Annotated in this window: 35 protein-coding genes; 12 read left to right on the forward strand and 23 right to left on the reverse strand. The window is 63.6% G+C overall.

Annotated elements, in window-relative coordinates:
• Window positions 1–316 precede the first annotated feature (316 nt).
• From IZV00_RS05325 to IZV00_RS05430, 23 genes are all read right to left on the reverse strand, one after another.
• Complete coding sequence (locus tag IZV00_RS05325) at window positions 317–526, reverse strand: helix-turn-helix transcriptional regulator (protein WP_196226111.1); 210 nt, start codon at window positions 524–526, stop codon at window positions 317–319.
• Window positions 523–819: a hypothetical protein gene (locus IZV00_RS05330; protein WP_196226112.1), complete on the reverse strand. Its 297-nt coding sequence runs from the start codon at window positions 817–819 to the stop codon at window positions 523–525. Before IZV00_RS05330 ends, IZV00_RS05325 begins: the two co-directional genes overlap by 4 nt.
• Window positions 816–1,307, reverse strand: coding sequence for a hypothetical protein (locus IZV00_RS05335; RefSeq protein WP_196226113.1), 492 nt, complete (start codon window positions 1,305–1,307; stop codon window positions 816–818). The genes IZV00_RS05330 and IZV00_RS05335 overlap by 4 nt, the downstream gene beginning before the upstream one ends.
• Window positions 1,291–1,542 carry a hypothetical protein gene (locus IZV00_RS05340; protein ID WP_196226114.1) on the reverse strand — a complete coding sequence of 84 codons (252 nt, stop codon included), beginning with the start codon at window positions 1,540–1,542 and terminating at the stop codon, window positions 1,291–1,293. The genes IZV00_RS05335 and IZV00_RS05340 overlap by 17 nt, the downstream gene beginning before the upstream one ends.
• The gene (locus tag IZV00_RS05345; RefSeq protein WP_196226115.1) at window positions 1,539–1,841 is read right to left on the reverse strand and encodes a hypothetical protein; all 303 of its coding nucleotides are present in this window, start codon (window positions 1,839–1,841) and stop codon (window positions 1,539–1,541) included. Before IZV00_RS05345 ends, IZV00_RS05340 begins: the two co-directional genes overlap by 4 nt.
• Window positions 1,838–2,074, reverse strand: coding sequence for a hypothetical protein (locus IZV00_RS05350; protein ID WP_230463306.1), 237 nt, complete (start codon window positions 2,072–2,074; stop codon window positions 1,838–1,840). The genes IZV00_RS05345 and IZV00_RS05350 overlap by 4 nt, the downstream gene beginning before the upstream one ends.
• Entirely contained in the window at window positions 2,055–2,327 is a 273-nt protein-coding gene (locus IZV00_RS05355) for a hypothetical protein (protein WP_196226116.1), read from the reverse strand. Before IZV00_RS05355 ends, IZV00_RS05350 begins: the two co-directional genes overlap by 20 nt.
• Window positions 2,320–2,808 (reverse strand): hypothetical protein, encoded by a 489-nt coding sequence (locus IZV00_RS05360; RefSeq protein WP_196226117.1) that lies wholly within the window; start codon window positions 2,806–2,808, stop codon window positions 2,320–2,322. The genes IZV00_RS05355 and IZV00_RS05360 overlap by 8 nt, the downstream gene beginning before the upstream one ends.
• On the reverse strand, window positions 2,801–3,547 hold the full coding sequence (locus tag IZV00_RS05365) for a hypothetical protein (protein ID WP_196226118.1): 747 nt from the start codon (window positions 3,545–3,547) through the stop codon (window positions 2,801–2,803). The genes IZV00_RS05360 and IZV00_RS05365 overlap by 8 nt, the downstream gene beginning before the upstream one ends.
• Complete coding sequence (locus IZV00_RS05370) at window positions 3,540–4,091, reverse strand: hypothetical protein (protein WP_196226119.1); 552 nt, start codon at window positions 4,089–4,091, stop codon at window positions 3,540–3,542. Before IZV00_RS05370 ends, IZV00_RS05365 begins: the two co-directional genes overlap by 8 nt.
• A 40-nt stretch (window positions 4,092–4,131) precedes the next feature.
• Window positions 4,132–4,293, reverse strand: a complete 162-nt coding sequence (locus tag IZV00_RS05375) for a hypothetical protein (protein WP_196226120.1) — start codon at window positions 4,291–4,293, stop codon at window positions 4,132–4,134.
• On the reverse strand, window positions 4,290–4,637 hold the full coding sequence (locus IZV00_RS05380; RefSeq protein ID WP_196226121.1) for a hypothetical protein: 348 nt from the start codon (window positions 4,635–4,637) through the stop codon (window positions 4,290–4,292). The genes IZV00_RS05375 and IZV00_RS05380 overlap by 4 nt, the downstream gene beginning before the upstream one ends.
• Window positions 4,634–6,541, reverse strand: a complete 1,908-nt coding sequence (locus IZV00_RS05385) for a DNA cytosine methyltransferase (RefSeq protein WP_196226122.1) — start codon at window positions 6,539–6,541, stop codon at window positions 4,634–4,636. Before IZV00_RS05385 ends, IZV00_RS05380 begins: the two co-directional genes overlap by 4 nt.
• On the reverse strand, window positions 6,541–6,948 hold the full coding sequence (locus tag IZV00_RS05390) for a hypothetical protein (RefSeq protein ID WP_196226123.1): 408 nt from the start codon (window positions 6,946–6,948) through the stop codon (window positions 6,541–6,543). Before IZV00_RS05390 ends, IZV00_RS05385 begins: the two co-directional genes overlap by 1 nt.
• Window positions 6,945–7,136, reverse strand: a complete 192-nt coding sequence (locus IZV00_RS05395; RefSeq protein WP_196226124.1) for a hypothetical protein — start codon at window positions 7,134–7,136, stop codon at window positions 6,945–6,947. The genes IZV00_RS05390 and IZV00_RS05395 overlap by 4 nt, the downstream gene beginning before the upstream one ends.
• Complete coding sequence (locus IZV00_RS05400; RefSeq protein ID WP_196226125.1) at window positions 7,136–7,612, reverse strand: hypothetical protein; 477 nt, start codon at window positions 7,610–7,612, stop codon at window positions 7,136–7,138. The genes IZV00_RS05395 and IZV00_RS05400 overlap by 1 nt, the downstream gene beginning before the upstream one ends.
• Complete coding sequence (locus tag IZV00_RS05405; protein ID WP_196226126.1) at window positions 7,609–8,664, reverse strand: hypothetical protein; 1,056 nt, start codon at window positions 8,662–8,664, stop codon at window positions 7,609–7,611. The genes IZV00_RS05400 and IZV00_RS05405 overlap by 4 nt, the downstream gene beginning before the upstream one ends.
• The gene (locus IZV00_RS05410) at window positions 8,661–9,044 is read right to left on the reverse strand and encodes a hypothetical protein (RefSeq protein ID WP_196226127.1); all 384 of its coding nucleotides are present in this window, start codon (window positions 9,042–9,044) and stop codon (window positions 8,661–8,663) included. The genes IZV00_RS05405 and IZV00_RS05410 overlap by 4 nt, the downstream gene beginning before the upstream one ends.
• A 58-nt stretch (window positions 9,045–9,102) precedes the next feature.
• Window positions 9,103–9,237, reverse strand: a complete 135-nt coding sequence (locus IZV00_RS21335; protein ID WP_268934779.1) for a hypothetical protein — start codon at window positions 9,235–9,237, stop codon at window positions 9,103–9,105.
• On the reverse strand, window positions 9,234–9,533 hold the full coding sequence (locus IZV00_RS05415; RefSeq protein WP_196226128.1) for a hypothetical protein: 300 nt from the start codon (window positions 9,531–9,533) through the stop codon (window positions 9,234–9,236). Before IZV00_RS05415 ends, IZV00_RS21335 begins: the two co-directional genes overlap by 4 nt.
• A 105-nt stretch (window positions 9,534–9,638) precedes the next feature.
• Window positions 9,639–10,019, reverse strand: a complete 381-nt coding sequence (locus tag IZV00_RS05420; protein ID WP_443020064.1) for an HIRAN domain-containing protein — start codon at window positions 10,017–10,019, stop codon at window positions 9,639–9,641.
• Window positions 10,020–10,029: 10 nt separating this feature from the next.
• Window positions 10,030–10,248 carry a hypothetical protein gene (locus IZV00_RS05425; protein WP_196226130.1) on the reverse strand — a complete coding sequence of 73 codons (219 nt, stop codon included), beginning with the start codon at window positions 10,246–10,248 and terminating at the stop codon, window positions 10,030–10,032.
• Window positions 10,249–10,620: 372 nt separating this feature from the next.
• Window positions 10,621–11,292 carry a LexA family transcriptional regulator gene (locus IZV00_RS05430; RefSeq protein WP_196226131.1) on the reverse strand — a complete coding sequence of 224 codons (672 nt, stop codon included), beginning with the start codon at window positions 11,290–11,292 and terminating at the stop codon, window positions 10,621–10,623.
• A gap of 71 nt (window positions 11,293–11,363) precedes the next feature.
• On the opposite strand from IZV00_RS05430, the gene IZV00_RS05435 reads away from it, so the two are divergent.
• The 12 genes from IZV00_RS05435 to IZV00_RS05490 all read left to right on the forward strand — a co-directional run bounded on the left by IZV00_RS05435 (window position 11,364) and on the right by IZV00_RS05490 (window position 19,811).
• Complete coding sequence (locus IZV00_RS05435; protein ID WP_196226132.1) at window positions 11,364–11,573, forward strand: hypothetical protein; 210 nt, start codon at window positions 11,364–11,366, stop codon at window positions 11,571–11,573.
• Window positions 11,574–11,728: 155 nt separating this feature from the next.
• Window positions 11,729–12,091 (forward strand): hypothetical protein, encoded by a 363-nt coding sequence (locus IZV00_RS05440; protein ID WP_196226133.1) that lies wholly within the window; start codon window positions 11,729–11,731, stop codon window positions 12,089–12,091.
• Window positions 12,092–12,129: 38 nt separating this feature from the next.
• Window positions 12,130–15,387: a DNA methyltransferase gene (locus IZV00_RS21120; RefSeq protein ID WP_230463307.1), complete on the forward strand. Its 3,258-nt coding sequence runs from the start codon at window positions 12,130–12,132 to the stop codon at window positions 15,385–15,387.
• On the forward strand, window positions 15,384–15,629 hold the full coding sequence (locus IZV00_RS05450) for a hypothetical protein (protein WP_196226134.1): 246 nt from the start codon (window positions 15,384–15,386) through the stop codon (window positions 15,627–15,629). The genes IZV00_RS21120 and IZV00_RS05450 overlap by 4 nt, the downstream gene beginning before the upstream one ends.
• Window positions 15,626–16,045 (forward strand): hypothetical protein, encoded by a 420-nt coding sequence (locus IZV00_RS05455; RefSeq protein WP_196226135.1) that lies wholly within the window; start codon window positions 15,626–15,628, stop codon window positions 16,043–16,045. Before IZV00_RS05450 ends, IZV00_RS05455 begins: the two co-directional genes overlap by 4 nt.
• Before the next feature lie 24 nt (window positions 16,046–16,069).
• Window positions 16,070–17,005 (forward strand): DUF2303 family protein, encoded by a 936-nt coding sequence (locus IZV00_RS05460; RefSeq protein WP_196226136.1) that lies wholly within the window; start codon window positions 16,070–16,072, stop codon window positions 17,003–17,005.
• Between the two features lie 4 nt (window positions 17,006–17,009).
• Window positions 17,010–17,585 (forward strand): hypothetical protein, encoded by a 576-nt coding sequence (locus IZV00_RS05465; RefSeq protein ID WP_196226137.1) that lies wholly within the window; start codon window positions 17,010–17,012, stop codon window positions 17,583–17,585.
• Window positions 17,586–17,587: 2 nt separating this feature from the next.
• Window positions 17,588–18,187, forward strand: coding sequence for a hypothetical protein (locus IZV00_RS05470; RefSeq protein ID WP_196226138.1), 600 nt, complete (start codon window positions 17,588–17,590; stop codon window positions 18,185–18,187).
• On the forward strand, window positions 18,187–18,534 hold the full coding sequence (locus IZV00_RS05475; RefSeq protein ID WP_196226139.1) for a hypothetical protein: 348 nt from the start codon (window positions 18,187–18,189) through the stop codon (window positions 18,532–18,534). The genes IZV00_RS05470 and IZV00_RS05475 overlap by 1 nt, the downstream gene beginning before the upstream one ends.
• Window positions 18,531–19,148, forward strand: a complete 618-nt coding sequence (locus IZV00_RS05480; protein WP_196226140.1) for a hypothetical protein — start codon at window positions 18,531–18,533, stop codon at window positions 19,146–19,148. Before IZV00_RS05475 ends, IZV00_RS05480 begins: the two co-directional genes overlap by 4 nt.
• Complete coding sequence (locus tag IZV00_RS05485) at window positions 19,099–19,599, forward strand: hypothetical protein (protein ID WP_196226141.1); 501 nt, start codon at window positions 19,099–19,101, stop codon at window positions 19,597–19,599. Before IZV00_RS05480 ends, IZV00_RS05485 begins: the two co-directional genes overlap by 50 nt.
• Window positions 19,596–19,811, forward strand: a complete 216-nt coding sequence (locus IZV00_RS05490) for a helix-turn-helix domain-containing protein (RefSeq protein WP_196226142.1) — start codon at window positions 19,596–19,598, stop codon at window positions 19,809–19,811. Before IZV00_RS05485 ends, IZV00_RS05490 begins: the two co-directional genes overlap by 4 nt.
• Window positions 19,812–19,831: the final 20 nt, after the last annotated feature.

Consider the following 19,831-nt stretch of genomic DNA (forward strand, 5'->3'; position numbering starts at 1 on the left):
CCGCACCGGCTGGGCAAAGAAAAAGGGGGCGACCTAGCCGCCCCTCCCTGACCATTCTCCCGGCGCCGGGAATATGCTCATGTGCCCGGCGGCCGGCATGAGCAGCGCCGTTCGGTCTGGATGGTGATGCCGGTATCCCAGCAGTCGGTGCATGGGCCTTCGTCGTCGTCCTCTGACTGCTCATAATCAGCCACGCCTTGCGGATCTGGATAGCCGCATGCGCCGCAGCCCCAATCGTAATCCTCGCTGCCCGCCGGGATATGTTCCTGACAGCACGGGCAAAACGCACCATACTGATTCTCAATCCATGCTGGCCTCATGCCGCCTCCGCCCGATAGGTCATCGGCGCCGCCACGAAATCTGAAATGTCGCTCTCATACCAGGCGACACTGCGCACGCCGAGCCGCACCCGCTTGGGGAACGTCCCGGCTGCCTCCCGCCGGTAGATCGTCGCCGGGGAGAGCCCGGTGCGCTCCCGCACCCGGTCCATGCGCAGCAGGCTGTCCTGCCGCCGGTCGCGCGTCATTGTTCGCCTCCTTTATTCTCGTGGATTTCGTCTGCGAAGGGGAAGCAGATGTCGCCAGCCTTCACCTTGTCCTTCAGCATCTCCCGCACCAGCGGCGGTGCGGGCGTCTTGGGGTCATGTTTGCGGAGATATTCGCGCTGCGCTTTGAGCCAGCCTTTATAGGGCCAGTATCTCCGCTCGCCGAACGGATAGGCCGCCCGGATCGCCTTCCGCCGCGCCGTGAACGAGATGTCCTCGGGCAGCGTCGCATGGACCTTGCGGATCGTCTCGCGGGCGCGGTCGGTCCAGCTCATATCCCGTTTCCGAAATCGATAATCTGGCGCTGAATATCCATCTTCATCCGAAGCAAATCCTGCTGATATTTGGCGGCGGCCTCCGTCCACTTCTCCGTCAGAAGGCGCGTGGCCTCTTTGAGGTCCTCTTCGACATGAGACAGCTTCGTCAGCAGGACCATAGCATCGTCAGGAATAGCCCGGCGGGCGGCGAAGGCGCGCATATCCACGACCGGCGCGGGGCGTTTTGCTGGGGCCGGTCGGCGCGAATAAAACGTGGCGTCGAACCTATCGAGGAACATCTTGCGATATTGAGCCCGCACCTCGGGGTGCTGAATGATTGCTGCCGTCTCCAGCAACTTAAGTTTCAGCCCGGCGCGCTGCTCCGGCGTGGCCGTTCCCGCTTCGGATACGGCCATATCCCAAAGGCGATCGAACAGCGATTGCGGCCTTTCGAGCAGTTTCTCGAACAGAGCCCTCCCACAAATTACTTCACCCATGATCTCCACCCTCCATGATGGCGGCCCGGACCGCCAAGCCCATCGCGTTGCTCCAATACATGCCAGGCAGGGCGCCGCCCGGCCCGGTCCTGTGGCCCAGCTTCCGGCGCTCCAGCGATTTCGCCACGGCATAGTCCGCGCCGGTGCGTAGTTCTACGCCCGTGCCTTCGGTGCCGGTCAGATCGTCGGGGTCGCTATCCATCAGCAGCCGGCGTTGCGCCTGGGTGAGATTCGGCCACGTCATGGCTGCCGCGCCTCCCCGCCCTGCCGCCCCAGATAATAATCCATGTCCCGCTGTGCCTGACGGGCGGCATCCGCGACGATCTTCTCAATCACCTTGGCCAGTTCGGCGTTGATATATTCGAGAGCTGCCTTGTTGCCGTCGTGCGCAGAGCCCCAGTTCGAGACCATGTGCAATTTGGCGTTTTCCAGCAGATTTTCACCGCGCAGCCATGCCGCCGCCTTAATAGCGCGCTCGCCAGCGTAAAGGCGATGGCGCAGGGCGGTCGCCTGCTTCTCGGCCTCATCGACCCGAAGCGTCATGACGACGGCCCTCCCGCGCTGAGTGCCGCCGGGCGGGCGTCACCCTCCAGGCTTTTGCGGGCGTTGATGACGAGGCGGACGCCGTTCATATACTGCTTGGCCAGCAGGGCGCGGGCCTGAGCATCCTTGATGCTGATCCGGCCGGCCCGAAGCGCCACGAGGTCATCGGCAATGCCCTTGACGATCATGTCCAGGCTGTAGCGGTCACCGACGTCAGTGGGTGCGTCTTGCACGCTCGATCTCCTTGTCCATGGCGCGCAGCAGCGCGTAAGCCGCGCGAAATCCGGTCCACATCGAGACCGGCAGCTGATGCGTCTGAAGCCTGTTCTGCCCGTTCCACGAGCAGGGCCAGCAGACCGGCGGCGCTTGGAAATCGGGAGAATAAGGATCTCGCTCGATCATCTCCTCACAGATGGCGCACTCGAACGGAGCGAGCGCGGGCGGCGGAGGCTTTCTCCTGATCTCGATCTTGATCCGATCAGCCATTGTCGGCCTCCGGTCCGGGCTGGATAGGCATCCAGTGCGTGAACGGATCATGCTCGCCGCCGACGAACTCGCCGAACGTGCTGCAAATCCAACCAGGCGTCTTGATGCTGTGCCAATCGCTGTCGCAATACTGGCCCATCTCGCCACATTCATGCGGCGGGAATCCCCAATAGACGGTCTCGCGTTGATATTCGCGCCAAACGTCGATGACAGTCCCGTCCTTCGGCGCGGTCTCAATCGACCGCCATCCGTCCCAATGCTGGTTGAGGATGTCGGCCACGCGCTGGGCGATTTTCTCCGGCTCGGCCATGTACGCGGACACGATCAACGTTGGGAAATTCAGGCTGAGCGATGTGCTTCCGTCCTCGTTCTTGCGCGGCGGCTTCTGATAGTGGACGGCAAACACCTCGCCACCCTGCTCTGGGTCGAAGTTGCGCATGTAGGCGGTCGTGCTGACCGTGAAGCACTGATGCTCAGCCATCGATATTCCCCTTCCGCACGTCGAAGCTGACCGCGACAACCCAAGGATTGGCGTCCCATGCGCCGTCGCCGTTGATGCTGTCCCAAAGGGAGGCGTAGGACCGTCGGGGGTCAGCGAAGTGGCGCGTCACATTCGGGTTGGTTTCCAGATAATCGATCCAGCCCCACAGTGACCCAACGCCCCGCGCTTCGATGCCCTCGGCCAAGGCGTCAGCTTCGCTGCAATCCTGCAATCGCTGGACCCGCACATCCGTGACGGTCAGGGTCAGGCGCGAAGCCCATCGCGGCATGAAGATGGAGGGCCGATAGAGGAGCTCGCTGCGGATTTCGCGATCGTACTCATCGGCCCGATAGGAAATATGCAGGTCATCAAGATCGTCCGGGCGCACCTTTGGCGCTTTGCCGCGCTCGTACTCGTAGTGATTGAAGCCATGCGTTTCGCGCACCCACAGGCGGTCGCCAACGGCGTAGCCGATGTGGGCCATCACCCCGGTGCGGGTGGCGGGTGCCTGCCATTCAAGAGCGTCGCATTCCCAGAACCAGCCATCGCCGTGCAAATGTCTAAAGCCGGACGCGGCTTGGAGCGCGCGAGACATATGCTCTCCCTTCAAGGTGAAGGCAGGGCGCTCAGGCGTCGCGAAGACGCGGGCCTTCGACAGAATGCGGCGCGTCTGGGTCTTCCGCCCCTCCAGCAGGGCGCGCACCATCGGCGCGCTGAAAAGGATCGGGCGATCAGCCATTGCGGCGCTCCTTTATCAGGCGTTCACGGAGCAGCGCGCCAAATGGCGTCAGGCGCAGATACCCGCGATGCCCGTTCTCATAGGGATGGTCATCACCAGCCAGCACGATCTGCCGCTTGATGAAGGCGCTGCACGACTGGAGGCCAGCGCCCTTGCTCTGAATGGCGTAGCTGAACCGCAGTTCTTCGGCCGGACCATCCGGCTGCAGGCGAACGAGCAGATCGCGCTGCGCCGGTGACAGGCCGTTGATGACGACGCTGATGGCGACCTCGCCCTCCGGTCCGCAGTCATTAGCCGGAGCTGGCGGTGAACCGGGTTGCCCGTCGATTCTGCGCTGGATTTCGTTGCAGTCAGGAAGCTGCGTCCACCAAAGCTGATGCTCGTCCTCTTGCGACCAGGGCCAGCCACCGACGTCTTGCGCCGGCAGTTCGATCTGCTCGAAGCCGATGGTGATCTCCACCGACATGGTGCGGCCCAGGTCGAGCGGCGTGCCAACATACGGCGGCTCGGTGATTGGCGCGAAGAACCAGAGCACGCTGCCCATATCCTCATGCCATTCTGCGAACGGGCGTGGCTGAAGGATATCAGTCATCTTGCACCGCCAATTCCAGCAGTCTTTCGCGTATCTTTTTCTTGCAGACGGCACCGGACAGCACGCGGACAACAACCTTCGTGAGCACGGCGTCCAGCAGCGACCTCGCCGCCCAGCCCACCGCGATCCCAACGGCGATATATAAAAATATCATCCTTCAAATCCTTTCGACTGTGCGAATTCAATGACCTCCGCCCGGCTGGCGAAGGTGTGGCGGCCGACCCGGAAGCGGCCCTCGATGGCGCAGACTGGCACGAAGCCCCTGCGGCGCAGGAAGGTCTGGGCGCGCTCGAACGGGTCCGTTCGGCGGTGCTCGTCCTCATGGATGCCCGCCATGATGCGCTTGGCGGTGATCCCGGCGATGCTGCGGTGGCTCGAGTTCGCGTTGCGCGCGAGAAGCCCGCGCTTCTGCATCTGGATTTGCGCCAGGTTCATGTCGGCATCGGCTGGCACCGGCACCACGTCGCCGATCTTGTAGTTTGGTAGCGGGCGCTTCATGCTGCCTCCCGCTCTCCCTGCACCGCCTCGGCCGGGAACTGCGCGCGCACCAGCGCCTCAGCAATCGGCGGGCAAACGCTATTTCCGCACTTGGCGACCTGCGCTGTCTTCGTGATCGGCTGGCCGTGGGCGTCCGTCTCAATCTGATAGTCGGCCGGGAAGCCCTGCGCGTTGAACAGTTCGCGCGGGCTGAGCATCCTCATGCCGATATCGACAATGACATATTCCTCGCCATCGACGCTGACCGTCACCAGCCCGAAGCGGTCCTGAACCGTCACGGTGCCGAGCGGATTGCTCAAGCCATGACCATCCTGCTCGTTCCCGTAATATTTGATCAGGAAGGCGCGGACCTCGGCGGTGTGAATGCCGCCCGCGCTGATCGTATTCAGAGGCTCATCGACGTCGGCGCCGCTGCCCTCGACGTGCCGGTCGCTTGTCCCGCGCAGCTTGATCAGGTTCGAGGTGACGAGCCGCTGCTGCGATCCAGCCGTCTGCACCGTTGAGAGTGGCGCGTCGGCAGCGCGGCCGGCCAGGTTCTCATTGTTGGGGCCGCCGTTCGCCTGCTCCAGGTGGGCGCAGACGACCGCATGCCGCGGTGCGCCCGCCATCACCGTATGCAGCGGCTCGGCTGGGTCGATGCCCTTCCCGTTCTCGGCAAACTTCTGCATGAAAGCCATGACGGCATGATGCTTCGTGCCGCCAGCGACTACCGTGCCCAGCGGCTTTTCAGCATCCATCGCGCGCGGGGCCTGTCCTTCGCGTTCCCCGTTGCCGATGTGGACGAGGTGCGCAGCCGCGACGCAGGCATCTGCCTTGGTCGTGGTGGTGGGGAAAGGCTGCTCGGGTCCGACAGGACCGCTCTGCCCGCGCCGCCCGCCGCAGCCGACGATGACCGGCGATAGGACGGTTTCAACGACGCCCAGCGGCGCAGAGCCGCCCGGCCGCTTGATGTAGCTGTTGGCGGTGACCGTGTGCAGCGGCTCATCAGCAGCATGGCCGATCGCGCCTTCGCGAAACTTCGTGATGTGCGGCGCAACCACCGCCATCTCGCCGCCCTTTGCCGTGGTGATGGTGCGCAGCGGCTCATCGCCCGGATAGAAGCGGTCGCCTGCCCAGTTCGTGTTGCAGATCGGCACGATGAACGGCGAGGGATTGTTGACGACGAACTTCATAATGCCGTGCGCGATCCGGCGCAGGGTCTTCTCCGCCAGCGCTTTCTTGCGCTCGAAGATGGACGGGCAAGGGATCGACCAGTCGATGATTTCGGCCGCGGTGCGCCACGGCAGCAGCTTGCCGCTCAGGACTTCCGGTGAGCCCGGCTTGCCGTGCGTAGGCGCAGGCCAGACAATCGGGTTGCCGTCGCGGCGCGCGATCATGAAGAAGCGCTTGCGAATAGTCGGCGCGCCATAGTCGCAGGCACGCAGCTCCTTCCACTGGATCTTGTAACCGGCCTTGCGCAGTTCGCGCGTCCATTTGGTGAATGTCTCTCCTGCCCGCTCCTTGATGGGCTTGCCCTCGTCACAGAGCGGCCCCCAGGTGCGGAACTCCTCGACGTTCTCCAGCAGGATGACGTCGGGCTTTACCCGCTGCGCCCAGAGCACGACTACCCACGCGAGATCGCGGATCGACTTCTCGCGCGGCTTCCCGCCCTTGGCCTTGCTGAAATGCTTGCAGTCGGGGCTGAACCACGCGAGCTGGACGTGACGCCCGGCGACAACCTCCTGCGGATCGATCTGCCAGATGTTGTTGCGGATATGCAGCGTGCCAGGGTGATTGGCCTCATGCATCCGGATGGCCTGCTCATCGTGATTGATGGCGATGTCCACCGCCCGGCCAAGCGCGGCTTCGATCCCGGTCGACGCACCGCCGCCGCCTGCGAAATTGTCGACGATGATTCCGTGCATCAGTCTGGTTTCCCGATCATCTCATTGTGGACATGCACCAGCGCGCCGACGGCGGCGGTGATGGTGTGATCGTCGCCGAAGCTGACGAGCACGGTGCGGTCGGCTGGGTTGTCGTCAGCCAGGGCGACGATGTGCAGACCTTCGGCAGGCCATATCTCGTCCTCGCCTGTCCGCTCGTGCCGGTTACTCTCCGCCCAGCGCTTGCCCCAATTGGCGCGCAGCGTGGCGATCATGGCGTCAATAGGGTCCGGAGCTTCGACCGGGACGCCATGCTCGTGGCAATATTTGCAGGTGGCCGGATTGCCGCGGCAATGCACGAGGCTGCCGCCCATGCCCTTGATGGCGTGGCGGAAGCCCCAGCGCGTCTTGACCAGCACGAATTCAGGAGTTTCGGCGCCGAACTTCATGGCCGTCGCTCCGCGCGCAGATTGCAGGCATCCGCGAGCTTGCCCTTCAGATCGACGCCAGCCTTCGCCGCCTCGATGCAAAGCATGGTCTCGCCTTGATCAGCGATGCGATCCAAATCGATGGAAATGGCCCACAAGCACAGGGTCAGAGCTAAGAAGCCAACAGCCAAGGAACCGACGCCATCCATCAGTCAACCTCCCCGCATCCGCGTCCGACCAGTTCGCCATTCTCGCCGCCGGTGAAGTCGCGCCAGTTCACCCAGCCTTGCGGGCAGGCGAAGCCCCATTCCCGAACCTTCGGCCCGGTGAAGAACAGGGAGATGCAAGGCTTGCCCTCGATCAGTTCCAAGCGGTGCAGCGCAGTCGCCTCACGTGTGACGACATCGCCCGGGTGACGAGTGATCGAACCTTCGGGCGTGACCTCGCGATAGCTGCCGAGCAGCAGATAGGACGTGCTCGCCCAAGGATGATCATGCAGCGCGCGATCATCATCATCCCGCAGGATGCAGTGCAGATAGACGTTCTGCTGCTCATTGCGGGGCAGAATCCACCAACGCCGCAGATACGGGTTGAGAGGATCGCCGATGACGAAATCCGGTTGGCGCTTCATGGTCGCGAAGGCCCACGACTGCATGTCGCCCAGGCTGGCGTAGCCAATATTCATGCCGCGACACCCTGCCGGATCATTTCCAGCCGCCCCCGCGCCTCATTCTCCGAAAGGAAGAACATCGTCGCCGCTTCAGTGCCGAGCAGGATAGCGCCAGCCGTGGCGGGCCCGACTTCCTTCTCTAGCTTGTAGCCTTCCTCACCGGACAGGTGGACGGCCCAGCCGGCGATGCAATGCGCCGTCCCGCACACAGCATCATCCTTGTGCCAGGCATCCATGACGAGATTGGAGGGATCGGCCAGCGCGCATTCCGCGACCTGCTTCAGCAACAGCTTCTGCGCATCAGGATCGCCGACCGGCTGGCCATGGATGGTTTCCAGCTTCGGCGCGATCAGCTTGGAACGAGGATGAAGTTCGAGGGAGCCGCCGATGCTCGTGACCTGCGGGAGGTCCGCCGTCGCGCCCTCGCTGACGTAGAGGGAGCCGCCGATGCTCGTGACCTGCGGGAGGTCCGCCGTCGCGCCCTCGCTGACGTAGAGGGAGCCGCCGATGCTCGTGACCTGCGGGAGGTCCGCCGTCGCGCCCTGCCTGACGTCGAGGGAGCCGCCGATGCTCGTGACCTGCGGGAGGTCCGCCGTCGCGCCCTCGCTGACGTAGAGGGAGCCGCCGATGCTCGTGACCTGCGGGAGGTCCGCCGTCGCGCCCTGCCTGACGTCGAGGGAGCCGCCGATGCTCGTGACCTGCGGGAGGTCCGCCGTCGCGCCCTGCCTGACGTCGAGGGAGCCGCCGATGCTCGTGACCTGCGGGAGGTCCGCCGTCGCGCCCTCGCTGACGTCGAGGGAGCCGCCGATGCTCGTGACCTGCGGGAGGTCCGCCGTCGCGCCCTCGCTGACGTCGAGGGAGCCGCCGATGCTCGTGACCTGCGGGAGGTCCGCCGTCGCGCCCTCGCTGACGTCGAGGTAGCCGCCGATGCTCGTGACCTGCGGGAGGTCCGCCGTCGCGCCCTCGCTGACGTCGAGGGAGCCGCCGACGCTCGTGACAGCCTGGGCGTCATCACCTTTGTCGATGACGAGATCACCGAGGATCGCGCCCTTATAGATCTTGCTCATTCTTCGTTCTCCCGCTGGCACGGCGCAATGTCGGCCAGATCGCTGGTGCAGACCGGGCAGTCGCAGCCCGGCTCGGAAAGGTTGGCGGGCCGACCGGCCTCGACGGCCGACCCGCGTGGATCAGATGACGACCGAGAGGGGGAATGGTCGTCCGAGGCTCCCGTCCGCTGCGCGCTAAGGGGGGACGCGCGCAGTTGGGACAGTGGGGGTTTGTTGAGCAGGCGCTGACGGTGATCGGTGGCGAGAGACGCCCGCGCCGCGACGCCTGCGAGAAGGATGGAGGGATGCTCGATCAACGGCCGAGCCTCCGGAACGGGAACCACAGGCTGCGCTTGCGCTCCATCGGCTGGATCGGGCCGCGCATTCTTTCGGACTGCCATTGGGTCCGGGGCGTCACAGTGAGCGGGTCGCGCCCGGTGGTGTGGAAGCGAGCGGACATCACCCCTCCCCCATCAGCAGCGCGTCGATGATCCGGTCCGCGTAAGAGATCAGATGGACGTAGATCAGCCAGCAGGAGCCGATGCCCATGCCGAGCATGAACAGGCTGGCGGCGATGTGCGGGGCGGCGCTCACGACACCACCAGCAGCGTCGAATTTTCAGGGCGGTCAGACGGCAGCACCGCAACCGGCTCGGGATGCTCCAGCCGTTCAGCAGCGGCGATCAGGCGGCTGGCCGCGTGGATCAGGTGAATGCGCGTCAGCGCCGGGTCGCTCGGCAGGAACTGATGGGCCAGCCCCACCGAATGTTTGCCGATGTTCACGAGGTCGATCGTGCGATAGCTGCAGAATTTCGGCTCGCGCATCAGCGCATTCGCCTTGGTCAGCGCCTCAGCGAACGCCGATCCGACATGAAAGCTGTCCTGGGGCATGATGATCTCCCCACCTTCTCGCGTCCCGGCTGGATGCCTGGGAGGTCAGGTGATGGAGAGCATCAATACATCACGTATCGTCCATGTCAATACGTTGTGTATCGTTCAATCATACGGCGGGATGTAGTCCGGATAAAATCCGCTGTCGTCGTCATGTGGTGATTCGGGTGGCAATTCAGGCAGGATGGGCAGCTCGCCGTCCAGCCCCAGCCGAATGACAGCGCCAGCCTGGTGGCGGTCCTGGAAGATTGCGGCGGCGACCCTCCCGCGGGAAAGATATGATCGGATCAGTTGCGCCTGCTCGCCGCGGACATAACCGATCTGGACGCCGCGCGCGCTGAACACGGCGACGGCCTGCGGATCGACAGGGTTCTTCGGTTCGGGCACGAGATGCATTTCTTCGCCCGGCTTGCAAACGAGGATCTCAAAGCGGCGGTTGGACTTATCCTTGTTCGGATGGTCGGCGCCGACGATGACGAGGGACAACTGCCCCATTCTAATGGGCGGCTAGGATGCCGAGGCGAGACAAGAGCGCCAACAATCCGACAACGGCTGTAACGGTGCTGATCGCAGAGGTGATGATGAATCCCTTGGTCGGAAGATGGTCGACGCGCGTTTTAAGCACCGCCATGTCCATCGGCAGCGTGCTCAGCTTACCGAGTTCTGATCTGATATGCTCAACATGAGCTTCCAGCTTTGCGACGCGAGCTTCCATACCTCCTGATGTGCCACCCCCGCCGCCCTGTTGCAAGGCCTTCACCTCCCGGCGGAGCTCCGCATTCTCGCGCCATGCATCGTCGCCAATATGAGAAACGCTGCTCATCCGTTTAACTTTCAGGGTCTACGTCAGAGCGCGATGGTGCGCCGCCGATGTCGTCCATAAACTCGGACAGGGCCTGAATTTCCTTGGCTGCGAGCCTCACGACCGCATTCCTTCTTGGCTCATCCGTGCGAACCATCTCCAGTTGCGCGAGTTGGGACAGAACCCGTGTTATTGCCAGGCCCATCCTTATAAGGTCACCTTTGCTCGCAGGAAGGTCCCAGTCTGGATAATGAGGTTCATCTGCCATTTTTACCCTTCCGATGTTCAGTGCCTCCGGCCGGACCAGACGACGCGCCCGATGATCCGCACATCCTCCAGTGGGACGATGCGGTTCGGAATGCCCGGATTGTCGGAAATCACTTCCACCTTGCCCCGTTCGGCTGGGCCCAGGCGCTTCACCGCGCCCGCGCCCTGCAGGCTCAGCGCCCAGATGCGGTCCCACTTGTTGAGTTGGGTCTGCATCGTATCGATCACGATCATGTCGCTGTCCATGAGCGTCGGCTGCATGCTGTCGCCCACGCCTTCCGCCACCACGATCCGGTGAGCCGGGGATTGCGTGATCAGACGGAGCAGGTTCGCGTCGAAATCGAGTGAGCCTTCCTCGATATAGTCGTCCAGATTGCTGCCATCTCCCATGGCGAAGCCGAGGTTGATCTTCTTGAGGCTGACCCGGCCGTCGCCATCGGCGGACCCGCGTGTCGGCGGGATGTCTGGCATCTTCGAGCTATCGCCCCCTTCCCCCATCAACCAGCCAGCCGAAACCTTGAAGGCTTTGCCGTAGCGTTGGGCCGTCGCAAAATCGAAGCCCCGGGTTCCGTTCTCGTGATGCCGATAGGCAGACGATGACCAGCCGAATGCGTCGGCGGCGGCCTGCGCACTCTGGAAACCGTTATCAAGTCTCGCGCGGCGAAGGCGCGCTGGCGGGTCTGTGGACATGGAAGCGTCAATACAGACTGTAGCGATACGTTGGGTATTGACTTGGTCGATACGCAATGTATCACAAGAATATGTCTCACCTCTCATCGATTTATGCCGTCTGGGATGGCAACGCGGAGGCGCTCGCCAACGATATTGGCGAAAGCGGCGTCCTCGTCCGGCAATGGCGGAACCGCGAGAGTATCCCTCCGCGGTATTGGCAGCGCATCATCGATGCCGCTGCGGCGAAGGGTGAGGCAATCCACTGGACGGCGTTCGTCCCCCAGAAGGATGCTGCCTGATGTCTGCGTGCTGTGATCATGGGAGTTCTCTACGCGCGGGCGCGCCCAGCGTGTTGGGCAAAGCACCCCGCCTCACACAGAATTCTTATCGGGAGGCGGTCAGTTCGACGATCATCGACATCGCCCGGGCCGAAGGGAACCTGACGGATCAGGACATGGCCGATCTGTTGGGCAACTCCGCCGCGTCGGTCGGCAACGCCCGGAACAAGAAGGGCGACCTCTCCGCCGTTGCCATGCTGAGCATCGGCAAGGCATTCGGCCCGGAGAGCCTGAACACGATCCTGTCGCTGATCGGCGCGAAGGCGGTCCCGGCGACTGCCGTGTGCTGCGACAATGTCGGCAACATCCCGCTGAAGATCGCGGAGGCCCTGCCCCTGCTGATCACGCTGCTGTCGGACGGCGTGTGCTGCGACAGCGACGTGCGCAAGCTCGAGGCGGCTGGCGTGATCGACGAATTTATCAAGGCGGCGAGCGTGCTGGAGCGCCGCCGGAATGAGGTCCGCCTGCGGGCCGTCTGACTGCAACTGAGCGGGCGCGACTAGCCCAGGAGTGAACAATGACCGACGCCACTGGCGCGGCGCTGGCGATGGCCAGTTCCGCGAGCGATGACCTGCATCCTGAATACCGGGCCTTTCTGGAGGCGAAAATCCCGCTCGCCATGCCGGCTGGCCTGCCGTGCAGCCTGGACGATGTGCCGGACATGCTCGCCGATGGGCGTCCGATGAAGCCGCACATTCGCCATATCGTCCGCTGGGCGGTCGAAGGCGGACGCCGCGCGCTGTTCGAGAGCTTCGGCCTGCACAAGACGATGCAGCAGTTGTTGATCTGCGACATCATCCTGCGGAAGCTGGAGATCGCACTCGGCTCGAAGCCTGATGCGCTGGTCGTGGTGCCGCTCAATGTCCGCCGGGAATTCATTCGGGACGCCCAGCTGCTCGGCCTCGACGTCCGCTTCATCCAGTCGGATGCGGAGATGGATGCTTCCGGCGACGAAGGCGGCATCTTCCTGACCAACTATGAGAGCGTCCGCGAAGGCAAGGTCTCCGTCTCCCGTTTCTGTGTGGCCTGTCTGGACGAGGCGGACGTGCTGCGGTCCTTCGGGTCGAAGACCTATCAGGAGTTCCTGCCTCTCTTTGAGACGGTGCCCTATCGCTTCGTCGCCACCGCCACCCCTGCCCCGAACCGCTACAAGGAAATGATCCACTATGCCGGGTTCCTCGGCATCATGGACACCGGGCAGGCGCTCACCCGCTTCTTCCAGCGCAACAGCGAGAAGGCTGGCGATCTCACGCTGTATGAACATAAGCGCGATGAGTTCTTCACTTGGGTCAATTCCTGGGCTGTAATCATCCGCTCCCCCGCCGACATATGCAGGTGCTCATGTCACGTAGAATTGACCTCGCAGGACAAAGGTTCGGACGCCTCATTGCTATCGAATGGGATAGTGATTGGCGAGTCGGCGGCTGGCGATGCCAGTGCGATTGTGGAGGCGTCCACTTCGCAACTTCAAATCACCTCCGGTCAGGACGTGTCCTCAGCTGCGGATGCTTGCGCCCCAAGCATGGCGGAAAAGGAACCCGGTCATATTCAATCTGGGCAGCCATGCGCTCCCGATGCGGAAATCCCAGTAACCAAGATTGGGATCACTACGGCGGCCGAGGCATATCCGTCTGCGAACGTTGGCAGCAATACGCCAACTTCGTCGGAGACATGGGAGAGCCCGGCCCAGACGAAACTATCGAGCGCATTGACAATGGGCTCGGATACGAGCCCGGAAACTGCCGATGGGCCAGCCGAAAGGAACAGGCTCGGAACACACGTCGATCCGTCATGCTGCGCCTCGGAAATCGCGAGCAGTCAATGTCCGCATGGGCTGACGAGCTCGGCATTAACTACTGGACACTTCACCAACGATACCGGCGCGGCTGGAGCGTCGAGCGCATCTTGGGACCACTCCTGCGATAGCTGCCGCTGCACTGAAGGGTATGCGCTGCCGCCAATCACCGTTCGCTGGCACAGCGTAGAGGCGGACATCGCGGATGCGGAACCGGAGAGCAACGGCCAAGGCCGTCTGATCCGTGATACCGCGCTGGGTGTCGTGGAAGCCTCCCGCGAGAAGCGCCGGACCCTCGACGCCCGGATCGAAAAGGCTGCCGAGATCGTCGCCGCAGCGCCCGACGATCATTTCATCATCTGGCACGACCTCGAAGACGAGCGCCGCGCGCTGGAGAAATCCCTGCCCGGCTGCGAAACCGTCTATGGCGCACAGAAGCTGGACGTGCGGGAAGACATCGTCACCCGCTTTGCGGACGGCGACCTGGCATTGATCGGCGCCAAACCGGTGATGTTGGGCGGTGGCGTCAACCTGCAACGCCATTGCCATCGCGCGATCTTTACGGGCGTCGGCTTCAAATTCCGCGATTTCATCCAGGCAATTCACCGCATCCAGCGCTTCGGGCAAACCGAGCCCGTTGAAATCGACATCATCTATTCGGAAACCGAGACCGAGGTCGTTCGCGCCCTTCAGGAGAAATGGAAGCTCCACGAAGAACTTAGCGCCACGATGTCGGCGATGATCCGCAAATATGGGCTGGAACATTCCGCCGCAAAGGATGGTCTTGAGCGCTCGATCGGCTGCACCCGGCAGGAGGCAAGCGGGAACGGCTGGACGCTGGCGCACAATGATTGCGTGGCGGAGGCTGAGCGGCTGGAGGAAGGTTCGCTCGACCTGATTGTCACCTCCATCCCGTTCAGCAATCACTATGAATATACGCCGAGCTACAACGACTTCGGCCATACTGACGACGACGCGCATTTCTTCGCGCAGATGGATTTCCTGACGCCGCAGTTGCTGCGCGCGCTCGCACCGGGCCGGCTGGCCTGCATCCATGTGAAGGACAGGATCCTGTTCGGCTCGGTGACCGGCCAGGGCGTGCCGACCGTCAATCCGTTCCATGCCAAGTGCATCGACCATTACATGCGCCACGGCTTCCAGTTCATGGGCATGATCACGGTCGTCACCGACGTCGTGCGCGAGAATAACCAGACCTATCGCCTCTCCTACAGCGAGATGCTGAAGGACGGCACGAAGATGGGCGTGGGCAGCCCTGAATATGTCCTGCTGATGCGCAAGCCCCAGAGCGACCGCAGCCGCGGCTATGCTGACACGCCGGTCACCAAGAGCGCCGACGATTACAGCCTGGCGCGCTGGCAGGTCGATGCCCACGCCTTCTGGCGCTCCAGCGGTGAGCGCCCCCTCACCATCCCCGAATTGTGGGAAGTCGAAGAGCGTTTCGCGCACATGGCGACCGGGAAGATCGTCAAGCGCTTCCGGGAAGAGACGCGCGACCTGATCTACAGCTTCCGTTCCCATGTCGACATCGGCGAGCAGATCGAGGCGCGCGGCGCGAACGACCAGCGTGGCCACCTGCCCCGCACCTTCATGGCGCTCAACCCGGGCAGCCATCACCCTGACGTCTGGGATGATGTCGTGCGCATGCGGACGCTCAACGCCGAGCAGGTGCAGAAGGGCCGCGAGAAGCACGTCTGCCCCCTGCAGTTCGATATCGTTGATCGCCTGATCGAGCGCTACTCGGCCAAGGGCGACCTCGTTTACGATCCCTTCTGCGGGCTGGGCACAGTCCCCATGCGCGCGATCCTGTCCGGACGGCGCGGCGCGGGCAGCGAACTGAACCCCGACTACTGGGCGCACAGCGTTGCCTATTTGCGCGAAGCCGAAGATCAGATGGCCGTGCCGTCGCTCTTCGACCTGCTCGATCTGGAGCAGGGCCAGCCGACGGAACGCGCCGCGTGAGCCGCCGCTACCGCCGCCGCACCTTCGCCGAGGTCACCGCGCAGGCCCGCGCCGCCGAGCGCGCGCAGGTTGCCCAGTTCGGCCGGTGGCAGATCGCCGCGGTCTCCAACCTCGTGGCGGAGGGGAAGGTCGATGCCGAAAGCGCGACCCTCCTGAGCATCCGCCTCGATGCCTTTGTCGAGCAGGTCGAGCAGGGCCTGCACCTTTCCGATCCTCAACCTGCTCCAGGAGAAATGAAGTGACCGAGCACGACCCCGATAGCGGGGAGATCATTGAGACGCGCGCGGCCGATGGCGGCCAGCGTCACCCGGCGGCGCACAGCCTCGCCGACTTCATCCGCATGCAGGAAGACGGCCAGTTCGATGCTGACGTCGCAGCCGACCTGAACGACCTTGCCGCCGATCTGGAAGAGATGGCCGAGGCCACTGGCCAGGGCAAGCTGAAGGCGAAGCTGACCATCACCATCGACATCCAGCGCGAGCCCGCCGGCCATTACGTCTTCGCCGCCAAGCATGTGCTCAAGCGCCCCGATGAGAAGCGCCGTCAGTCGGTCGGCTGGGTGACCGACGACAACAAGTTCACGCCGAACAAGCCCCGCCAGGGGAACCTCTTTGGGACCGTCCGCGACGTCACGCCGCGCCGCGAAGTCCGCAACTAAGCCCACAAGCAGAAGGAAACGCACATGACTGCAACCAACACCAACGATGCGCGCGATATCGGCGAAACCATCCGCCGCGCGCACGAGGCGGCTGAGAAATACCAGAAGGCGGTCGTCACGACGATCGACCATCCGCTCGACAGCGACATCAAGGTGCCTGTCATCCTCGACAAGGACGGCTTCACCGTCGTGTCGAAATCGTCGCTCGCTGAATATCTCGACCATCCCGAGCGCCGCACCGGAACGGCCACCCTGACCCGCCTGGACAGCTTCATCGAGCATATCGTCCGCTTCAAGGATAGCGACAGCGTGATCTTCGCTCGTGACGATCGGGCCTCGCCCGCGCTGACGGCCGTGCTGGACTATCACCGTGCGGGCAGCGATGCCGATCCGCGCTTCGGCAAGCACCGCTCTGTCTTCAACTTCCCGCTCTCCGATGAATGGAAGGTCTGGCAGAAGTTCGACAAGGTGCAGATGGACCAGAAGGAGTTCGCTGAGTTCATCGAAGATCGCGTCGTCGACATCGAATACGTCGAGGATATCGACGCTCTCAGCGAAGAGATGCGTCGCTACATCGGCTCTACCAACGCCGGGCGCATCGCCACCCCGGCCCGGATGCACGAACTGTCGACCAATCTGGAGGTCTACGAGAACAGCGTCATAAAGCAGGTGCAGAAGCTCCAGACCGGCGAAGCCCAGATCCGGTTCGAGAGCGAGCATGTCGATGCGGCCGGCGCCCCGGTCGATATCCCGGCGCTGTTCGTCATCTGCATCCCCGTCTTCGCCCATGACGGCTATTACCGGATCGTCGCCCGCCTGCGCTATCGCGTCACCGGCGGCCTGAAGTTCTGGTATGAACTGTGGCGCACCGACCTCGTCTTTGACGATGCGTTCGACAAGGCATGCGCTCGGGTGAAGGCTGAGACCGAGCTTCCGCTGCTCGTCGGCGCGCCGGAATAAACCCATGAAGCACCGGGAGCATTCGTATCGCAATGGCGTGGCAGGACGGCGGCTGGTGACCCGGCCGGGCGTCGGCTCGCCATCGGCAACCGCCTTCCTCCATTGCAGCCGCTGCCCGCATGAGGGTTCGCTGAAGCTGAGCGTGCGGATGCCCCCGGAGCAGATCGACAAGAAATTCACGCAGGCTGGCTGGGCGCTCGATCCGCACATCTGCCCCGGCTGCCGCTCCAAGGCCAATGAGAGGAAAGCCATGTCGGCTAAACCGTCGCCCGACGCCATGCGCGCTCAGGCTCAGATGTTTCACCTTCTCCAGACGCATTTCGACCCGAACAAGGGTGCCTTTGCCGACGGCTGGGACGACAAGCGCGTTGCCGCCGATACCGGCCTGTCTGAGACGGTCGTCACGGAATATCGGGAAACCTGCTTCGGCAAGCTGAAGGAGCCAGAGGAAGTCGCGGCCCTTCGCAGCGACATCGCCGCGCTGGAAAAGCTGCAGCAGGAGAGTAACGCCTCCTTCCTGGCTGAGATCGCCACGCTGAAGAAGCAGATGGGCGTGCTCAGCGCGAAGTGGGTCTTCTGACGATGACCGGCACTTTCCAATGCGAAGGCGGATGCGGCCGGGAGATCAAGGAATTTCCCCGCCGCAAGACGCGCTTCTGCCGCTCGTGCATCGGCACCGTGAACGGGCAGGATCGCGCCAAGGTGGAAAAGGCGCGTGCCTCCATGAAGAGGCGGATGCAGGATCCTGCCTTCAAGGCCGAGCATATCCGTCGCACGTCCGAGGGTCTGCGCGCCCGGCTGGCCAGCGATCCGGAAGAAGCTGAGCGTCGCCGTAAGGCAGGCCGCGCGCTCGGCAAGAGCGGCCTTGGCCATGCTGCCCAGGGCGCAGGCTCTGAGCCGCGTATCAGGGTCGGCCGGATGCAGACCGAACGCTATCTCGGCTGGTGCCCGAAGCATCTGCGCGACCAGTATCGCGACCTCGTCAACAAGAAGGGCGTGCGCGCCGTCGAAGCCCGCGAGATCATCGAGCGCCAGATCGAGGCGGAGAACGCCCGCCTGTCCCCCTTCGAGAAGCAGCTGCTGCGCGTCCGCAATGGGCAGGCTACGGTGGTGGAGAAGTTTAAGCCTGCTGCTGACCTTGGCCCCTACACGCTGGGCGGTGTCGCCTCGGGGATGATCTGATGCAGCGCGTCGAACTCCCCTGGCCGCCCAAAGAGCTGTCGCCGAACAGCCGCGCTCACTGGCGGAAGCGTCACGCTGCGGCGAAGATGATGCGCCGCAGTGCTCACATTCTTGGAATGGAAGCGAAGCTGCGTGCGCCCGCAGAGGGCGACATCGTCATCCACCTGACGCTGCACCCACCCGTGAAGCGCGGTCATGACCGCGACAATGGCTTGGCTCGCTGCAAGTCGCTGCTCGACGGGATCGCCGACGCGCTCCGCGTCAACGACAAGCGCTTCAAGCCTACGGCAGAGTTCGCCGACACGGTCGATGGGGGATGCGTGGTGCTGGAGATCATGAACCCGTGAGCCTCAACACGGCACAGCTGGAATATCTGGCATCCAAGGGTTTGTCCCTTTCGGATGCCGTCGAACTGTCCCGATTGGGAGACATCCGCAAGGATCCGACCGCGGCTGCTCGCCAGCAGCGCAGGCGCGACAAGGACAAGGCGGAGAAGGTCACGCGTGACGCGTCACGCCGTGACGTCACGCGTGACCCCCCCAATGATATATATTCTAACCCCCCAGAACTTTCCCCAGATGAGACTATCGTCTCATCATCCCCAAAACCGGCTTCGAAGCGGAAATCGTCCGCTGGCGAGCCCCTCCCCGCCGACTGGCAGCCCATCCTGACCGAAGCCGCCCAGCGGATCGTCGATGGCTGGCCGCCCGGCTGGCTTGCGGCGCGGGTCGCCGAGTTCCGGGACCACGCCACCGACAAGGGCCGGAAGTCGAAGGACTGGCAGGCCGCATTCCGCACATGGATCAGCAAAGCCGACGAATGGCAGAGACAGCGAGAACAGCATGACCGCCCAAACCGCAATCACCCCCAGGACCGCAGCGAACCAGCCAATCCGTTGGTCCGAGCCGGCCTTGCCCACGAAGCTCGATACGCTGCTGGATCAGCACCTGACCTTCAATGACCTGCCCGTCGTCGGGCCCGTCAGCGCCGGCCATCTGCGCGAGTATGTCGCGTCCTGTCAGCCGCCCCGCGCCTCCGAGCAGCAGGTCAACCGGATGTTGACCCGGCTGGCGACGATGATGCCCAGCCCGAAGCTGAGCAACGATGAGGCGGAGGAACGGATGGCCCTCTATCGCCGGGCGCTTAGCGCGCATGCCCTGCCCGATCTGCATGCGGCCTTCGAGGTGATCATCAGGAAGTGCCGGTTCTTCCCTACGGTCGCGGAGATCGAAGAGATTGTCGCGCCGATCCGTGGCCGCCGCACGCGCCGGGAGTCCGCCGCCCGCATGGTCCTGCTGAAGCACGAGCGGGAGTGGAAGGAACCGCAGGAGATGCTGACCGAGGATGATGCGAAGATGCTCGGCCATATCCTCGCCGATCCGATGGGCAAGAGCGAAGGGGCAACGGCATGAACATGAGGCACGCACGCCGCCTGACCGGCATGTCCCGCGACCGCTTCAGCAAGGTTGTCGGCGTGAACCGCGGCACGGTGAAGCGCTGGGAGCAAGGCTCGCGCATTCCGACCGAAGCGCGGATTGCGGCGATAGAGCAGGTTCTCACCCGGCTGGGCGTCAACCTTGCGGACCTCGACCAGCCGCTGGCGAGCAGTGCGGCACAGCAGTAGAACAGGAAGAGAACGGAGTG

The organism is Sphingobium sp. Cam5-1, from assembly GCF_015693305.1.
Taxonomy (GTDB): domain Bacteria; phylum Pseudomonadota; class Alphaproteobacteria; order Sphingomonadales; family Sphingomonadaceae; genus Sphingobium.

Coding starts and splice junctions, on each gene's coding strand:
- IZV00_RS05355 (WP_196226116.1), bottom strand. CDS start 2,327: ATGGCTGATCGGATCAAGATCGAGATCAGGAGAAAGCCTCCGCCGCCC.
- IZV00_RS05400 (WP_196226125.1), bottom strand. CDS start 7,612: ATGAATATTGGCTACGCCAGCCTGGGCGACATGCAGTCGTGGGCCTTC.
- IZV00_RS05460 (WP_196226136.1), top strand. CDS start 16,070: ATGACTGCAACCAACACCAACGATGCGCGCGATATCGGCGAAACCATC.
- IZV00_RS05330 (WP_196226112.1), bottom strand. CDS start 819: ATGAGCTGGACCGACCGCGCCCGCGAGACGATCCGCAAGGTCCATGCG.
- IZV00_RS05425 (WP_196226130.1), bottom strand. CDS start 10,248: ATGGAAGCTCGCGTCGCAAAGCTGGAAGCTCATGTTGAGCATATCAGA.
- IZV00_RS05440 (WP_196226133.1), top strand. CDS start 11,729: ATGGCCGATCTGTTGGGCAACTCCGCCGCGTCGGTCGGCAACGCCCGG.
- IZV00_RS05375 (WP_196226120.1), bottom strand. CDS start 4,293: ATGATATTTTTATATATCGCCGTTGGGATCGCGGTGGGCTGGGCGGCG.
- IZV00_RS05365 (WP_196226118.1), bottom strand. CDS start 3,547: ATGGCTGATCGCCCGATCCTTTTCAGCGCGCCGATGGTGCGCGCCCTG.
- IZV00_RS05475 (WP_196226139.1), top strand. CDS start 18,187: ATGCAGCGCGTCGAACTCCCCTGGCCGCCCAAAGAGCTGTCGCCGAAC.
- IZV00_RS05415 (WP_196226128.1), bottom strand. CDS start 9,533: ATGCCCCAGGACAGCTTTCATGTCGGATCGGCGTTCGCTGAGGCGCTG.
- IZV00_RS05385 (WP_196226122.1), bottom strand. CDS start 6,541: ATGCACGGAATCATCGTCGACAATTTCGCAGGCGGCGGCGGTGCGTCG.
- IZV00_RS05390 (WP_196226123.1), bottom strand. CDS start 6,948: ATGAAGTTCGGCGCCGAAACTCCTGAATTCGTGCTGGTCAAGACGCGC.
- IZV00_RS21120 (WP_230463307.1), top strand. CDS start 12,130: ATGACCGACGCCACTGGCGCGGCGCTGGCGATGGCCAGTTCCGCGAGC.
- IZV00_RS05395 (WP_196226124.1), bottom strand. CDS start 7,136: ATGGATGGCGTCGGTTCCTTGGCTGTTGGCTTCTTAGCTCTGACCCTG.
- IZV00_RS05380 (WP_196226121.1), bottom strand. CDS start 4,637: ATGAAGCGCCCGCTACCAAACTACAAGATCGGCGACGTGGTGCCGGTG.
- IZV00_RS05405 (WP_196226126.1), bottom strand. CDS start 8,664: ATGAGCAAGATCTATAAGGGCGCGATCCTCGGTGATCTCGTCATCGAC.
- IZV00_RS05430 (WP_196226131.1), bottom strand. CDS start 11,292: ATGTCCACAGACCCGCCAGCGCGCCTTCGCCGCGCGAGACTTGATAAC.
- IZV00_RS05490 (WP_196226142.1), top strand. CDS start 19,596: ATGAACATGAGGCACGCACGCCGCCTGACCGGCATGTCCCGCGACCGC.
- IZV00_RS05435 (WP_196226132.1), top strand. CDS start 11,364: ATGTCTCACCTCTCATCGATTTATGCCGTCTGGGATGGCAACGCGGAG.
- IZV00_RS05410 (WP_196226127.1), bottom strand. CDS start 9,044: ATGGCAGTCCGAAAGAATGCGCGGCCCGATCCAGCCGATGGAGCGCAA.
- IZV00_RS05465 (WP_196226137.1), top strand. CDS start 17,010: ATGAAGCACCGGGAGCATTCGTATCGCAATGGCGTGGCAGGACGGCGG.
- IZV00_RS05370 (WP_196226119.1), bottom strand. CDS start 4,091: ATGGGCAGCGTGCTCTGGTTCTTCGCGCCAATCACCGAGCCGCCGTAT.
- IZV00_RS05345 (WP_196226115.1), bottom strand. CDS start 1,841: ATGACGCTTCGGGTCGATGAGGCCGAGAAGCAGGCGACCGCCCTGCGC.
- IZV00_RS05360 (WP_196226117.1), bottom strand. CDS start 2,808: ATGGCTGAGCATCAGTGCTTCACGGTCAGCACGACCGCCTACATGCGC.
- IZV00_RS05325 (WP_196226111.1), bottom strand. CDS start 526: ATGACGCGCGACCGGCGGCAGGACAGCCTGCTGCGCATGGACCGGGTG.
- IZV00_RS05470 (WP_196226138.1), top strand. CDS start 17,588: ATGACCGGCACTTTCCAATGCGAAGGCGGATGCGGCCGGGAGATCAAG.
- IZV00_RS05340 (WP_196226114.1), bottom strand. CDS start 1,542: ATGACGTGGCCGAATCTCACCCAGGCGCAACGCCGGCTGCTGATGGAT.